At 64.7% G+C, this 14300-nt stretch carries 11 protein-coding genes, 1 tRNA gene, 1 other RNA gene and 1 pseudogene; 7 read left to right on the top strand and 7 right to left on the bottom strand.

Annotated elements, in window-relative coordinates; genetic code table 11:
• Positions 1 to 4: 4 nt before the first annotated feature.
• From OHT77_RS22215 to OHT77_RS22205, 3 genes are all read left to right on the top strand, one after another.
• Positions 5 to 1534, top strand: coding sequence for a carboxylesterase/lipase family protein (locus tag OHT77_RS22215; RefSeq protein WP_328830269.1), 1530 nt, complete (start codon positions 5 to 7; stop codon positions 1532 to 1534).
• Positions 1535 to 1730: 196 nt separating this feature from the next.
• Positions 1731 to 1967, top strand: a complete 237-nt coding sequence (locus OHT77_RS22210; protein ID WP_328830268.1) for a hypothetical protein — start codon at positions 1731 to 1733, stop codon at positions 1965 to 1967.
• Positions 1968 to 3864: 1897 nt separating this feature from the next.
• Complete coding sequence (locus OHT77_RS22205; RefSeq protein WP_328830267.1) at positions 3865 to 4194, top strand: hypothetical protein; 330 nt, start codon at positions 3865 to 3867, stop codon at positions 4192 to 4194.
• 138 nt (positions 4195 to 4332) lie between these two features.
• On the opposite strand, the gene OHT77_RS22200 is transcribed toward OHT77_RS22205, so the two are convergent.
• The 5 genes from OHT77_RS22200 to OHT77_RS22180 all read right to left on the bottom strand — a co-directional run bounded on the left by OHT77_RS22200 (position 4333) and on the right by OHT77_RS22180 (position 8665).
• The gene (locus OHT77_RS22200; RefSeq protein WP_328830266.1) at positions 4333 to 4791 is read right to left on the bottom strand and encodes a hypothetical protein; all 459 of its coding nucleotides are present in this window, start codon (positions 4789 to 4791) and stop codon (positions 4333 to 4335) included.
• Between the two features lie 78 nt (positions 4792 to 4869).
• A complete protein-coding gene (locus OHT77_RS22195; protein ID WP_328830265.1) occupies positions 4870 to 5157 on the bottom strand; it encodes a hypothetical protein in 288 nt (95 codons plus the stop codon).
• A gap of 631 nt (positions 5158 to 5788) precedes the next feature.
• Positions 5789 to 7027: a type II toxin-antitoxin system death-on-curing family toxin gene (locus tag OHT77_RS22190; protein WP_328830264.1), complete on the bottom strand. Its 1239-nt coding sequence runs from the start codon at positions 7025 to 7027 to the stop codon at positions 5789 to 5791.
• A gap of 222 nt (positions 7028 to 7249) precedes the next feature.
• Positions 7250 to 8008 (bottom strand): hypothetical protein, encoded by a 759-nt coding sequence (locus OHT77_RS22185; protein ID WP_328830263.1) that lies wholly within the window; start codon positions 8006 to 8008, stop codon positions 7250 to 7252.
• A 15-nt stretch (positions 8009 to 8023) separates the two neighbouring features.
• On the bottom strand, positions 8024 to 8665 hold the full coding sequence (locus OHT77_RS22180; protein WP_328830262.1) for a hypothetical protein: 642 nt from the start codon (positions 8663 to 8665) through the stop codon (positions 8024 to 8026).
• Between the two features lie 975 nt (positions 8666 to 9640).
• Here OHT77_RS22180 and OHT77_RS22175 point away from each other — a divergent pair.
• Entirely contained in the window at positions 9641 to 10126 is a 486-nt protein-coding gene (locus OHT77_RS22175) for a hypothetical protein (RefSeq protein WP_328830261.1), read from the top strand.
• A 220-nt stretch (positions 10127 to 10346) separates the two neighbouring features.
• Positions 10347 to 11159 (top strand): annotated as a pseudogene (locus OHT77_RS22170) (tyrosine-type recombinase/integrase); the annotation flags it as partial.
• A gap of 15 nt (positions 11160 to 11174) precedes the next feature.
• Here OHT77_RS22170 and OHT77_RS22165 read toward each other — a convergent pair.
• Together OHT77_RS22165 and OHT77_RS22160 are read right to left on the bottom strand one after the other, a co-directional pair.
• On the bottom strand, positions 11175 to 11516 hold the full coding sequence (locus OHT77_RS22165; protein WP_328830260.1) for a hypothetical protein: 342 nt from the start codon (positions 11514 to 11516) through the stop codon (positions 11175 to 11177).
• A 160-nt stretch (positions 11517 to 11676) separates the two neighbouring features.
• A tRNA-Ser gene (locus OHT77_RS22160) sits at positions 11677 to 11764 on the bottom strand.
• A 71-nt stretch (positions 11765 to 11835) separates the two neighbouring features.
• Between OHT77_RS22160 and ffs the strand changes: the two genes are divergently transcribed.
• Positions 11836 to 11934: signal recognition particle sRNA small type (ffs, locus tag OHT77_RS22155), an RNA gene on the top strand.
• 73 nt (positions 11935 to 12007) lie between these two features.
• Positions 12008 to 14245, top strand: a complete 2238-nt coding sequence (locus OHT77_RS22150) for a DNA polymerase III subunit gamma and tau (protein WP_328830259.1) — start codon at positions 12008 to 12010, stop codon at positions 14243 to 14245.
• Positions 14246 to 14300 lie beyond the last annotated feature (55 nt).

Genomic DNA, 14300 nt, shown 5'->3' with positions numbered 1-14300 from the left:
CCCGATGATCGAACCCACCACACCCACCGCACCGACTGCGCACACCGCCCAAGGCGTCCTGCGTGGGACGGGGATGGAGGACGGGGCGTCACTGTTTGCCGGCGTACCGTTCGCCGCCCCACCCATCGGCCCCCTACGCCTCCGTCCACCTCAGCCCCCCACCCCCTGGGAGGGCGTCCGAGAGGCGACCGCGTACCCCGCCGGCCCCGTGCAACGAGGCGCCGACGGCCCCGGCGGCTGGGAGACATCCGAGGACTGCCTGTACCTGAACGTATGGACCCCGCCCACGCCTCCCACCCCGAACGACCCCCGCCCGGTCCTGGTCTGGATCTACGGCGGCGGCTTCGAACTCGGCACGGCGTCACCGCCGACGACGGACGGAGCCGGACTCGCCCGCCTGACCGGCGCAGTCGTAGTGGCCGCCAACTACCGTGTAGGCGCGCTGGGTTGGCTGCTCCCGGCGGGCCCGGACGCAGCCGGATGGACAGCGAGCGCCAACCTGGGCCTCCAGGACCAGACGGCCGCCCTGCGCTGGATCCACGACAACATCGCGGCGTTCGGCGGGGACCCGGACAACATCACCATCGCCGGCCACTCGGCGGGCGCCTTCTCGATCGGCGCCCTGCTGGCCCATTCCGCCGCCCGAGGCACCTTCCACAAGGCGATCCTCCACAGCGGCAGCATCGGCCGCCTCTACCCGCCCGACCTCTCCGCCTCCATCACGGAAGACCTCCTGGCCCGGGTCGGCGCCAAGACGATGGCCGAACTGCAGGCAGCCCCACTGCCCCGCATCCTCGAGGCCCAACACGCGGTGATCGACCAGGACTTCGGCGCGCGGAACCTCCCCGGCGGCCGGGCCTGGGGCCTGGTGCACGACGGAACGGTCATCACCGAGGACCCCGCGAAATCCATCGCCGCGGGCGCCGCGACCCACATCCCACTCCTGATCGGCGCCAACCGGGACGAGTTCCGCACCTTCCAGTACCTGTACGCCAGCGAGCACTACCGGCACCCGGCGGACGAGCGGGCCCTCCTGGCCGAGATGGAACTGGCGGGCGTACAGCACCCGCGCGACCTGCTGGAGGCGTACCGGAACCACCCGGTGCGGGATGCCCCGACCGACAGCCACTCCACCGCACTCTCGGACCTGCGAACCCGCTTCCTCTCCGACGCCGTCTACCGCCGCCGAGCGACCCGCCTGGCCGAACTCCAGACACGGGCAGGCGGCCCCGCCCACACCTACCTCCTCACCGCCGAACCCCTGGGCCCCCACTACGGCGCCTTCCACGGCTCCGAACGCTTCTACGCCTTCGACCAGCTCACCCTCCTGGGCATCGACACCCCGGAACACCGCGCGACCCGCGACACCTTGGTCGACGCCTGGACAAGGTTCCTCACGGATGGCGATCCCGGGTGGCCCGCGTACGACTTGGAGACCCCCCGGGGCGCGCACACTCGCCAGATCGGAGGGAAGACGCCCTTCGTGGTGGAACCACCGGCGTATGTGTCGCCCTGGTGGAGTGGCGGGGCGTGAGGAGGGGGATATCGGGTGACTGAAGCGCGGCTACGACACCTGCGGCCAACGCTGAATGAGACGGAGTTCGAGACGACCGAGGGCGAGGCATACCCGACCGGGTGATCTGGAACGGGTTCGACATCGGTGATCACCCAGGTTTCCCTACGGTGCGTCTCGCTCTTGTCATCTCAGCGAACCGAGGAGTCGACGCAGCATGACGCCAGCGCCGGATCAGCAGCCCGCCCAGCCGTACGGGCAGCCGCCGACGATCATCATCAACAACAGCAGCTCCGCCACGGCGTCTGCCACAGCCTTCATCGGTGGGGGAGGTCTGAGGTACCGACGCCAGTCCCTGTGGGTTCACTTCTGGCTCTTCATGTTCACCGCGGGCATCGGCAACGTCTTCTACGCGGTGCACGTGAGCCGCTGGAACCGCGACAGGGGTCTGTGACTTCAGGGAGAGACGTCTTACTGGCCTTCCGGCCCCACCCGCACTCATAGGAGGGGCCTTCTTCTTGCCTCCAACGCCTCCACAGCGACGCTCTGTTGTTCCCCCGCTGGATCAGTAGGCTTGATCTTGAGCCCCTTGACCCCTGACGGAGGCTGGAGCGACAGTGGCCAACCCCTTTGCACCGCCGCCAGAGATTCCCAGCCGACCGTTATGGTCGCCGGCTGACGAATACCTCTGGCACTCGTGTGACATCGTCGCCGACGTCCTCGAAGGACGAGTGGCCCGCAGACCGGTTGTGGCCACAACCGCGCGACTGCAACACGGCGATCGCGCACTTGCCGTAGGGCCGGCACAACGCCAGACCTGGAGAGCCGTCGGTAACGGGGGGTACTCACACACCAGCGTCGCTGCCTTCGGCAGCCCTGCCTTTGTGTTCGGTTCATTGGCGGGCGCCGCCATCGGAAATTCCGCCCGCCGACGTCAGGCGGCGCGTGACGCCGAGCCACGCTGGGTTGTGGACGGGAACGGCGAAGCGACGATCACGCTGCGGAGGCTGCACTTCGCGCACACCGCTGAACTGGACCTCGAATGGGGAGGGTTGAGCTCCATCGATCTCGTGGCACCTGACGTGTTCCAAACGAGTTTCATCAATACTCGCGGTTCCCATGGGACGGTTCGAGTGCAGACGCCATGGGCTTCGCTAGCCTTCGCTCTTGCCGCGGTCACCGCGTTTCCGGCCCATCCACGCTTGCTCGCCCGTGGTTGGCTCCCTCCCGACTTCGAGGAACGGTGCGCCCGGGTGGGCCGCCCCTGCCGTCCAGCCGCACAACTCGCCCTGCGGGCAAGCGGAACTTGACGGGCACAATGCCGTCCCGCCCTCTGGCCGTCGGCCAGTTCGTCGGCAATCATCACGATGAGCGCTTTCCCGACGGGGGTGATCTGGCCGTCCTCGACCACGGCAGTGCCTGAAGGAAGCGCGTCGGGGTCGTTGTCGGTGAGGGGCGAGCTCCGGCCGCCATCGCGCTGTACGAGGTTGAACAAGCCGATCCCGGCCTCCACCGACAGGGTTGTGACGCCGCAGTACGAATCGGTCATGGCGCGGAGCGTTGCCAGGAGGCGGGGGTAGGGCCGGAGCTGAGGACTGTGGTGGCGATGCACCGTTCGTCCGGGAGCGGCGACGACGTTGGCGGTGCGGGGATCACGACGGTCATGATCGTTCTCCTTCTCGGGGAGCGCGAGAGTGAAGGCCTTCGTTGGGAATCGCTGGCTACAAGCCAGTGATCTCTGCCCCGCTTTCCTAGTCGCTCGCTGATGGGCGGCCTAAGGGATCGTGCTGGTTCGGCGGACATGCAGCCCGAAGCCGCTACCTGGCAGTACGATCCGTATTTTTGATGGCGCCTGGTCAGCACGGTGAACTGGGCTCTGAGGTCACTGACAGGCGATCGGTATTCGGGATCGATGCTGCGGACCCAGCGCGGATTTGGGCCTGGTCGATCGCTTCGCTCACCGCGGCGCCATGGAAGGAAAACAGAGGCGGCGCCCAGTACAGGACGTGGCGGGAAACGGCGGATGCAGGCCGTTCGCCGGAGGCCGTGTCCATCCCTCGACGGCAACTGCGATCACACACGACGAAGGCCTTACCGTGAACGGTGGGACCTTTCGGCATTGTGCCCGGTGAGGCACCGGCGGAAGATACGAGATTCGAACTCGTGAGGGGTTGCCCCCAACACGCTTTCCAACTGTGGTGGTGGGGTCTGGGGCATCGGACAGGGCCGTTCACTTGCGTTCATCGACGGCTGGTCGTGGGTCCGGCTACTGCCTTCGGTCTCGCCTGAACGGCCGTGAACGGCGCTGAATGAGACGGAAACTGAGACGGACAGCGGTGTTGAGGAGGGGCATGGGACTGGTCCGCAAGGGGTCAAGCCGGATCGTGGTCGACGGCATGGTCTACCGCTGGCGGCTGCGAGGTAGGCCGACGTACTTCCAGGGCCTGGCATGGTCGATGTGCACGTTCGCGGTCGAGCATGCGGACACCCCGGGGGCGACGCTGGTGGTCACCACCGAACAGCCACATCCGAGCAACTGGATCGGTCGCGAGGCCGGCCCTGTGCTGCCCTTAGGTGTTGCCGCATCGGTTCGGCTTGCCCTGCGCGAGGGTTGGGCTCCGACGGTTCCGGGCACCGCATCCCGCCTCGACCTGTCCGGCGGTTTCACGCCTTCGCACTGAACAGAGCTGGAGAATCGTTAGGGCCTGTACCTGAGCCGATGACAGCTCGCCACGATGGCGGGTTCGCCGACCGATCAGGCGCGCGTGTGCCTCGTGGTACCCCTTACCGGCCTCCGCCACGCCTCCGTCGGCGGTTGGTCAACCACCGTAGCGGCTGCGCAAATCCTCGGTGATCCTCGACATCAGCCCTATCGCGCCTTGCGGTTGTATCTCCGCCAGCGGATGTTCCGTCTGGGGGTCGTAGCCTGTCAGCCCCGTTTCCTTCTCGACGATGGCCGAAAGGGCGAAGACCTTGCCGAGCACGGCCGCAGCGTCTTCCCCTGCGTGCCAGTAGGGCACGGTGATGCTTACCTCGTCACCGAAGACGGACAGGTCGATGCCGGTGCCGGAGTGGCTGAGGTCTCGCGACTCCTGTTCGTACTCGGTGATGTCCACTTCGCCCAGCAGCAGTCGGGCCTGCGGGACTATGCGTTCCCAAGCTTCAAGGAGGCGGGCAGGGATCGGCTCGCTGTGCTCGGCCGTGTCTTCCATCGCCTCCAGGACCTCATTCCAGGACTGCCCGTCGCGTCGGCTCAAGAAGTAGATGTCGTAGCTCATCGGGCGATCGTAGACACTCCTCTCGCTGGCCACAGTCGACCCTGATCTCTCACGACGAGGGGCTGCTCACCAGTCCCGCTACCGGTCCGTGAGCTCGTGCCGATCGAGCCCATGCCTGGCAGTCAGGGCCGCGACGTCGACTCCCTGCTCGGTAAGCACCTCATCGATGTAGGCGCACAACTGCTCGCGCTCATCGGTTTCGAAGGCGCACTCGTCGTGAGCCTCGTTCACGGCCAGGACGACGAGCTCCACTGCGGCGAAGATCCGTGCGTCGTCTCCTTCGGTGAGCGTGGGCAACTCGGCCTCGAACACGTTGAGGACGGCATCGGTCGCCAGCAAGAGCTCTTCGGGGAACAACTCGACCATGCACGCGCAGTCGGGATCCAGGGTGCCGGCGGCAAGCTCCGCGGCCTCCTTGGCTATGCCACTGCGTCAGTTCGTCGTCGGTCTCTCCGCCATGGAGCGGACCGTGCCGCGCAGGTCTGACAGCAAGACCCGTCTTCACGAGGGAACCTCAGCTTGGGAAGCTTGGGTCTTTTCGCGGCGATTAATGCGCTGACCTGCGGCGGGACTGTCTTTCAGCCGTGATGAACCGTGGTCTACTCCCCGCTATTCCCCGTGAGTGCCCGTAGGATCTGGCACGTGAATGGCACGGCTGGGCATGGATGTCTGAGCCTCAGCCGACGAACGTCGAACACGGCGGCGGGGGCGTCGAACGATCAGGCGCGCGTGTGCCAGAGCAACCACTACCGGGCCTTAGCCACGCTGCCCGGCCGCGTCCGGCGTTACCGGACGGTGGGGACGCGCTTGGGATCGACTGCAAGCCAACACCCGTTTCCTATGCCAGGTGAACAGAACAGCTGACGGTCGGCAGGCGCATTGTTAATCAGCATGGAAGACAACTGTGACTCTGGTACGACCAATGGGAAATCTCGGATATAAATGATGGGAGTCTAATCGGGTCGGTCTTGCATCCAAGTTCCCTCAAAGTCCGCCGTCACAATTTTGCCAGTCGCTTCAAAAGCGTTCGATATTGAGTGATAAATTCATCCGGTTCACGAGGGTCGCTTCCATAGAAATAGGCGGAGTCGACACCGTGTTCGTCGTCTAGTTGGAGCTCTTTACGTAGGTGCTTCAGGAGGGTTGCGTCGACTTCGTGACCGTCGCTGCGATACCCGACTGTAGCGCCGTAAGTCTTCACTTTCGAAAGACCGAAAAGGCCTTTCGCTTGAACCGTACGTTGTACCTTGATCCTGTTACCGGGCATTGGGGAGCCGATCTGACAGTCAAATCGAGAAAGGATTCGACGGAGTTCGCGCCATTTCAGCAGGCGGTCTCCATGCTGTATTTGTCGACTATTTTTCAAGACCCATCGAGCAATTTCTTGAACTTCTCGGTCGGCGACTGAACTCCAGTCAGTTGATACAAGACGGTGCTGAGCTACCTTCAAAACCAACTTGAACAAGTCGTTCTCTGTGCAAGTGAGAAGCACATTATTCCGGTCTAGGAAGGCGAGGGCTGAGACGAGAGCGGTACGCTTGTTTCCATTATGAAATGGGTGGTTGTGGATAATTGAGTGCAGCAATGCCGCACCAGCCAGTTCGACGGTCGAATATTTACGCTCACCGCCCAGAGAGGTCCCAGGGCGAAACGCGGCAGATTCTAGAAGGTTATTGTCTCGCACTCCGGGTGGATCAATTGGATCTTTAGAAACTCTGAAATCTTCTACAAGAGCATCGTGGATGCTGCGAATGTCTGCTGCCGAAAGCAACTCGGCCTCGCGCTCTCGGCCGACCGTCTGCCAGATAAATTCCGGTTCGTCTGACTGCTTGCTTGATGCGGGAGTAGGAGAAGTGAGTACCGGAGAGAAAACTCCCGACCTTCTTAGTTTTTTGAGGGCGCCTTTAGGTAGCATGCGTGCATCTGGAGATACGGAAATTCCACATTTCAGCAGACGCTCACGCGCTTCTTGTTCCGTCACCTCCCAAGCCTGTACCCAGTATGCTAGACACTGCATCTTCTTAGCTGTGACTACCCCGAGCGTTGAGCACACACCAGACATATTGCGTACAGGTATCGTGTCGTCAATGTCTTCTAGCGACTCATAACCCGCATCCCACAGGGTTACAAGTGCGAGATCGTAGTCAAGGCCAGCTTCATCGGCCAGCTCTCTAATGGTCTTCGACTTGGGCAACAAGGACTCCTCATACGTGATTCTTTTGACCTTCAAGGTCATATTACGACTGAGGGGCCTTCTGCGCGAGGCTTGGGGAAATTGATCATTGACATGCCTCATCCAAGTTGGGGTTGGTGCGAGTCGAGCCGTAATGCCCAACCCTCGACAGCGGACGGTCGGCTGCTTCCCCGGTATTCCCCGTGGGTCCCCGCAGGATCTGGCCCGGGTCTGGCACGCCCGTCGTCGCTGCTGTCCAGACCCACGAATCCGCCTCTCTGGCCACTAGGGAAGCAGCTTCTCTTCCACTTCCTTTTCGCCAAGCGGAGAGATGTGTGCCATGCCTTTTGCGCGGTCGTACTCAATCAGCCTTGTTCGGTGAAGGCGATCCAGTACCCGCCTATAATTTCCAAGCTTATCTTGCTCCAGATTCTTCGCCAGGTCCTTATCTGATTGCGCTCCAAGTTCGGAGTATAGGAGAAGTAGAGTGCCGTCTGCTAGTGTCATTGACGGATCGAGAATCCTAGAGACATCCCCGACCTTCCAGATGGCCGGGACGGTCCGATCAGTTAGATTCTTGACCACTTCGCTGGCTGTTGCAGTGTCTGTGTTGTGAAAAATGCGGACTAGTTCAGCCATTACCCATTGGGCTGTATGCAGAACAAAAGTCGCATCCATATGGTTGGCGTCCACCTCTCCGCCAACATGTCCCACACCTCGGCGATTGCGCACGTCGTATAGCGGTACCAGAAGACGAGGGATAGTTAGACGCGCGGACTCGGAATAGGTCGTGGGGGCATTTGAGAGTCTCTCGCATGCATCCTTGAAGCGTGATGGCTTCTTTGCGTTGGCTGGATAGTTGTCTCCGTCGAGATGCCCGGCAATGATGGAGTATACAATCTCGCACAACCTGCCCCCATTCAGTTCGGAGGCTTCCCAGCGCCCTTCCCGATAATTCCTAGTGATCTTATCGAACTCTTCAACCAGCTCGGATCTTAGAGAAGGTGGGAGATTACCCAAAGCACTAGCCGGATCGATCTTCATGCGCAGCCCAATCCTTTACTTCTTCTGGGCCGGCAGGTCGTGTTCCACGAAGTCACGCCCTCGCTGCGTAGTCTTTATGATCCTCATGTTCGACGTATCCAGCCAGTGATGCCGACTGGAAGTTCCTTGGAGGGCATTCTCCGGGTTGCTGGGATTCCTCCAAACGGCTTCCTTGTATGCGGCCATCACGTGTCCCACTCCAATTTCATCCAGCTCAAGGACTTGTTCGAAGTAGTAGACCGCCAGCAACCCCTTCTGGTCGATTGTTGCGGGCTGCTTCTCTTCGATGAACTCCTTGAATGACACCTTTCCCTCTGGGCGGAACCCGATATCCTTTACGGCAGTCCAGTTTCGCCTAGGCTTTACCTTCCTCCTTCTTTTTTCCGTAGAAGTAGGTTCGGGTGCGGATTCGCTGTCTTCGCCACCTTGGGTGTTTTCGGTGAGTGCTTCGCTCAGAGCGGTGCCCGCGTTGGGGACATTGCCATTCTCTGTGGAGCTTTCGTGATTGACTCCGCTGATTCCCACTGGCGAGATGTTCAATGCGCCAACGAGAGCCTCAAACGCCTGCTTCTGAACTTCCTTGGAAGCGAACGCATTGATTGATTCTGCAATGCGCGGCATAGAATCCAGCAGTTTATCGAACTCTTGCTCGCCCATACGGCCCCCGGTTCACCCTGAACGTGTCTTTTCCGGCAGTTGGACTCAGTGGCCCCCACTGTCCGATCGGCTCATGGTCGCCCCAACCGGAAGGGTTCGCAACCCATTCGGATCATTTTTGACCCACATCGTTTCTAATTAAACAATAGTTCGAATTGACGAGTGTTGGTGACGAGGTCGGCGTAGCGGCTATGGGGTGGCGCTGCTTTGGCGCGAGTGATCATGGGCCCCGTAGGCTTCCGGCGCGTCGGGCAGTCTGTGGACCTGCCCGTTAAAGCACGACGTTGGGGCCATGATCTTCGAGGCTCGCGCCAAAGTGGCTCCGTAAAGCCGTGGAGCCGACCGCCCCAGCCACGATGTACCCCTTCTCTAACGCCAGGCGGCTGCATGCTTTGAGCGCGGCACGGGCGCCGGCCGGGCTGGAGCGGGGCGGAGACAGGAGCGCAGGCCCGGTCGGCGCCCGTGCCGCGCGCGGGGAGCGGAGCGAGCCGCCTTGAACCAGTAGAGAAAGTTGTAACTCAGTAGGTCGCGTGGGGCTGTTGAGTTTCCGCAGTTGGCCAGTGCGGCGCCTGGGGCTGGACGCGCGAGCCATCAGTACTGAACTGTCATGAGCGCAGACTTTTTGCCCGCCTCTGCGTTCCTGGTTGTGACCGCCATGGGGGTCAGGCTTGCGGAGAAATACGGCATCATCGGCGACGGCTGAACCCCGCACTCCTGACGACATCAGCCCCGAACACCGGAGACGCAACGACCGTGGCTCTCTCACGACACCGCATCATGCCGTGGCTGACATTTACACTCCTCGCCACAGCGGCGGCGACTGGCTGCCAGTCCGCACCCGTTGCAGCAGACAAGCCGCCGGCAACGGCCACAACTGATGCAGCTTCTACGGGAAGTGGAAAGAGCTGCCCGACCACACACGCTTCCGGCCGGACAGCAGGTCTCGCAACCCCGCCTGAGGGGGTCACCTGGCAGATGTTCCGCACCGTCGCCGTACCGACGTCTCCCACCCTGGGGCCGAAGAGGACCGCCGGGGACATCGCACGCTGCTACGCACACAACTCTGCCGGTGCACTTCTCGCCGCCTTCCAGATCGGTACCCGCTTTCCGCTGTCGCCCCAGTGGAAAGCTGTAGTGGCAGTGCAAACCTACGGTGAGGGTCGTGAGGGCTACGTGGGTGCGCGCACCAGGCGCGAAGCCGAGGTAGGCAAGCCCTCCTCGCCCAAGCCCGGCAAGATGCTGCAACCGGCCGGCTTTCGATTCGACAGCTACTCCGATCAGCGTGCCGTCATCTCCGTCGCGTACCGGCAGGCCGGAGGTGCCCTTATCCAGGCCAATACCGCCACCGTGCAGTGGCAGGGTGGGTCCAGCGGAGACTGGCGCTTTGAAATCCCTCGGTCCCCCGGCCTCTTCCAGAAACTCGACAGCCTCAAGGGCTACACCGTGTGGGGAGCGTCGTGATGAGGCATGGGGGTGTCTCGAACGGCTCTACGAGGTCGTAGACGCCCAGGGTGACGTGGAAGTCCGGGAGCTTGGAGTCCAAGCGCTGCAAGGAACGGGCGCCGAGCCCGCATGCCTGGACGGGGTTGCACTCCCTCCGGGAAGTCGTACACATCGGTGAGTTCCACGACCCGCCTGAACACGTGAACCGTCCTGTCCAGCTCCGCTAGAGAGCACTTAACACGAGGTGGACGTACGCGTGCAGCTGGTCCCGGGCCTCGGTGCCCACCGACTCGATCGGCTGGAACCCGAGCACCTGGAGCGCTTCTACCAAAAGATGCAGAGCAACGGCAGCGCGGCGGGCATCGCCCACCACGTGCACCACACCGTCCGTACCGCCCTCAGCGAGGCAGTACGGCGTGGACACGTGCCCAGCGACGCGGCCGAGATCGCCAAGGCGCCTCGACTCGAAGTGCACTGGGAAGACGTCGACCTTGCCTCGAGATACGTCCGCATTCGCAAGAACCGGCTCCGCCCCAAGTACGTGCACGACTGCGGCGCCAACCCATGCGGCCGGAAGGCTGGTTACTGCCCCAAGCGGGAGCAGACCCGGCGCGAGCGCAAGTCCACCAAGTCACGCGCGGGCCGACGCACCATTGGCCTGCCCGACCCGCTGATCAAGATTCTCCGCCAGCACCAGGAAGCTCAGGAGCGGGAGCGCATTACGGCCGGCACCGACTGGGAGGACAAGGGGCACGTCTTCGCCTCGGCGATCGGCGGCCCTCTCAGCCCCAACACCGACTTCCACACCCGGAAGCAGCTTCTCCGGGACGCGGGCGTACGGAACGGCCGTCTCCACGACGCTCGCCACACCGCCGCGACCGTCCTCCTGATCCTCGGGGTTCCTGACGTCGTGATCGGCTCGGTCATGGGTTGGGAGCCCGGGGAAGCGGCCCGGATGCGCGCTCGCTACATGCACGTGACCGGGACCATGCTCCGCAAGGTCGCTCAGCAGGCTGGCGACGCACTACGGGAGCCGCATCGGGCGGACTGAAGCTCTGAACGGAGGTCAGGGGGTGTGGGTCCCCTCTTCCCGCTCCGCGAGGAAGTCATCGAGCAGTGCGAAAAGGGTCGTGATGACACGTTCTTCCTGTCCCGGGGAGAGCTGCCAGTGATCCCAGCTTTCATCGGGGAGGGCGATGTGGCGGACCAGACCCATCCACGCGTGGTTGCATTCCCGACCGCGCCTGGCCACCAGCCACTCACGCCAACCGTCGAGCCCGGGGCCGCCGTGCCGCCGCGCGTGGGCGTCGTAGCCGATCATGAAGCTTTCCACCCGGGCGAGTGTGGCCTGCCCCACAAAAATCTCGGGGCCCTCGGAGACAAAGGCCCAGTACTCGCGCTCACTCATGTCTATGTGACTCACTTGCTCATCCTTCCGCATCCAAGTCGGTTGTCCTCGAGCCCAAGCAAGGGACCGGTGACCAACTGAGACGGAAACCGGGACGGCCAACGACGAAGGGCCTCACCGCGAACGGTGGGGCCCTTCGACATCGTGCCCGGTGAGGCACTGGCGGAGGATACGAGATTCGAACTCGTGAGGGGTTGCCCCCAACACGCTTTCCAAGCGTGCGCCCTAGGCCACTAGGCGAATCCTCCGCGGCAAACAATACAAGACGTTGAGGAGTGCTCGCGAACTCGTTCCCCCCGCTCAGATCCTGTAGCCTGTGCGGAGCCCCTCACGCGGCGCTATCTGACTGAACTCCCCCAGGGCCGGAAGGCAGCAAGGGTAGGTTGGCTCTGGCGGGTGCGTGGGGGGCGCTTGCGTTCCCGGGGTGGGACCGCCGCCGTGGATCTTGTCGGCGGCCCGCGTTGTCAGTGGGCGCCTATAACCTCGTACGCGTGTCGTCTCTCGCGCTGTACCGCCGTTATCGCCCGGAGTCGTTCGCCGAGGTCATCGGGCAGGAGCATGTAACCGACCCGCTGCAGCAGGCGCTGCGGAACAACCGGGTCAATCACGCGTACCTGTTCAGCGGGCCGCGCGGCTGCGGCAAGACCACGAGCGCGCGCATCCTGGCCCGCTGCCTGAACTGCGAGAAGGGCCCCACCCCGACCCCCTGCGGCGAGTGCCTGTCCTGCCGCGACCTCGCGCGCAACGGCCCGGGTTCGATCGACGTCATCGAGATCGACGCCGCGTCGCACGGTGGTGTGGACGACGCCCGTGAGCTGCGCGAGAAGGCGTTCTTCGGACCCGCGAGCAGCCGGTACAAGATCTACATCATCGACGAGGCCCACATGGTCACGTCGGCCGGCTTCAACGCGCTGCTCAAGGTCGTGGAAGAGCCCCCGGAGCACCTCAAGTTCATCTTCGCGACCACCGAGCCCGAGAAGGTCATCGGGACGATCCGGTCGCGTACGCACCACTACCCCTTCCGGCTCGTCCCGCCCGGCACCCTGCGCGAGTATCTGGGGCAGGTCTGCGGCCAGGAGAACATCCCCGTGGAGGAGGGCGTGCTGCCGCTCGTCGTGCGCGCGGGTGCCGGTTCCGTGCGTGACTCCATGTCCGTCATGGACCAGTTGCTCGCGGGGGCGAGCACCGACGGTGTGACGTACGCCATGGCGACCTCCCTGCTCGGCTACACCGACGCCTCGCTGCTCGACTCCGTCGTCGAGGCCTTCGCCACCGGTGACGGCGCCGCCGCCTTCGAGGTCGTCGACCGCATCATCGACGGCGGCAACGACCCGCGCCGCTTCGTCGCCGATCTCTTGGAGCGCCTCCGCGACCTGGTGATCCTCGCCGCCGTCCCGGACGCCCTCGAGAAGGGCCTCATCGACGCCCCGACCGACGTCCTGGAACGCATGCAGGCCCAGGCGGGCACCTTCGGCGCCGCCGAACTCAGCCGCGCCGCCGACCTCGTCAACACCGGCCTCACCGAGATGCGCGGCGCCACCTCGCCCCGCCTCCAACTCGAGCTGATCTGCGCCCGGGTGATGCTCCCCGCCGCCTACGGCGACGAGCAGTCCGTCATGGCCCGCCTCGACCGCCTGGAGCGCGGCGTCAACTTCTCGGGCGGCGCCGCGGCGCCCACCATGGGCTACGTCCCCGGCCCCGACGCCCACGTCCAGGCGCAGCCCCCTGCCCAGGCCCCAGCCCAGGCCCCCGTCCCCCCAGGTGGCGGAGCCGCCGCCGCGCGCGCAGCCGTACGAGGCCCGGGCGCACCCGGCACCCCTCCGCCCGCGATGCCGGCGGAGCAGCCCCCCGCACCCGCCGCCTACACCCCACCGGCCCCGCCCACCCCGGAACCCCAACAGCCCCAACAGCCGCAGCCCCAGGCGCAACCCGCGGCCCCCGCCCCCGCCCCCGGCGCCTGGCCCACCGCCACGGCCGCAGGCAGCGGCAGGCGCCCCGGCGGCTGGCCCACGGCAGCCCCGGCAGGCGGCGGCCAACCCCCGGCCCCGGCGCACCACACCCCCGCGCCCACCACCTCCACACAGGCCCCCGCACCCCAGACCCAAGCCGCTCCGCCCCCGGCCGGCGGCCCCGACCCCCGCACCCTCTGGCCGAACATCCTCGAAGTGGTCAAGAACCGCCGCCGCTTCACCTGGATCCTGCTCAGCCAGAACGCGCAGGTCACCGGCTTCGACGGCACGACCCTCCAGATCGGCTTCGTCAACGCCGGGGCGCGGGACAACTTCAACAGCAGCGGCAGCGAGGACGTCCTCAAGCAGGCGCTGGCCGAGCAGTTCAACGTCCAGTGGAAGATCGAGGCGGTCGTCGACCCGTCGGGCGGCGGCACCCCGCCCCCGCAACAGGGCGGTCCCTACGGCGGCGCCGGCGGCGGCCCAGCAGGCGGCTACGGCGGAGCCCCGACCGGCGGCTACGGCACCCCGGCCCCCGCCGCACAGGCCCCCCGCCCGACCTCCCCCCAGCCCACGCCCGCGCCCCATCCCCCCTCGTCCCAGGCGCAGGCCCCCACCCAACCCCCCACCCCGCCGCCGCCCGCCCCCCGCACGGTCTCCGCCGAGGACGACACCCCGGAGGACGACGACCCCGACCTCGACGAATCAGCCCTCTCCGGCCACGAACTGATCGTCAGAGAGCTGGGAGCAACGGTGATGGAAGAGTTCACGAACGAATAGCCCAACCTCCCGACCCCGCCCACCCCAACCCCCTCAGGGGCGCGGGGAACTGCGC

The organism is Streptomyces sp. NBC_00252, from assembly GCF_036187565.1.
Classification (GTDB): domain Bacteria; phylum Actinomycetota; class Actinomycetes; order Streptomycetales; family Streptomycetaceae; genus Streptomyces.
This window is presented reverse-complemented; position numbering and strand designations above follow the sequence as displayed.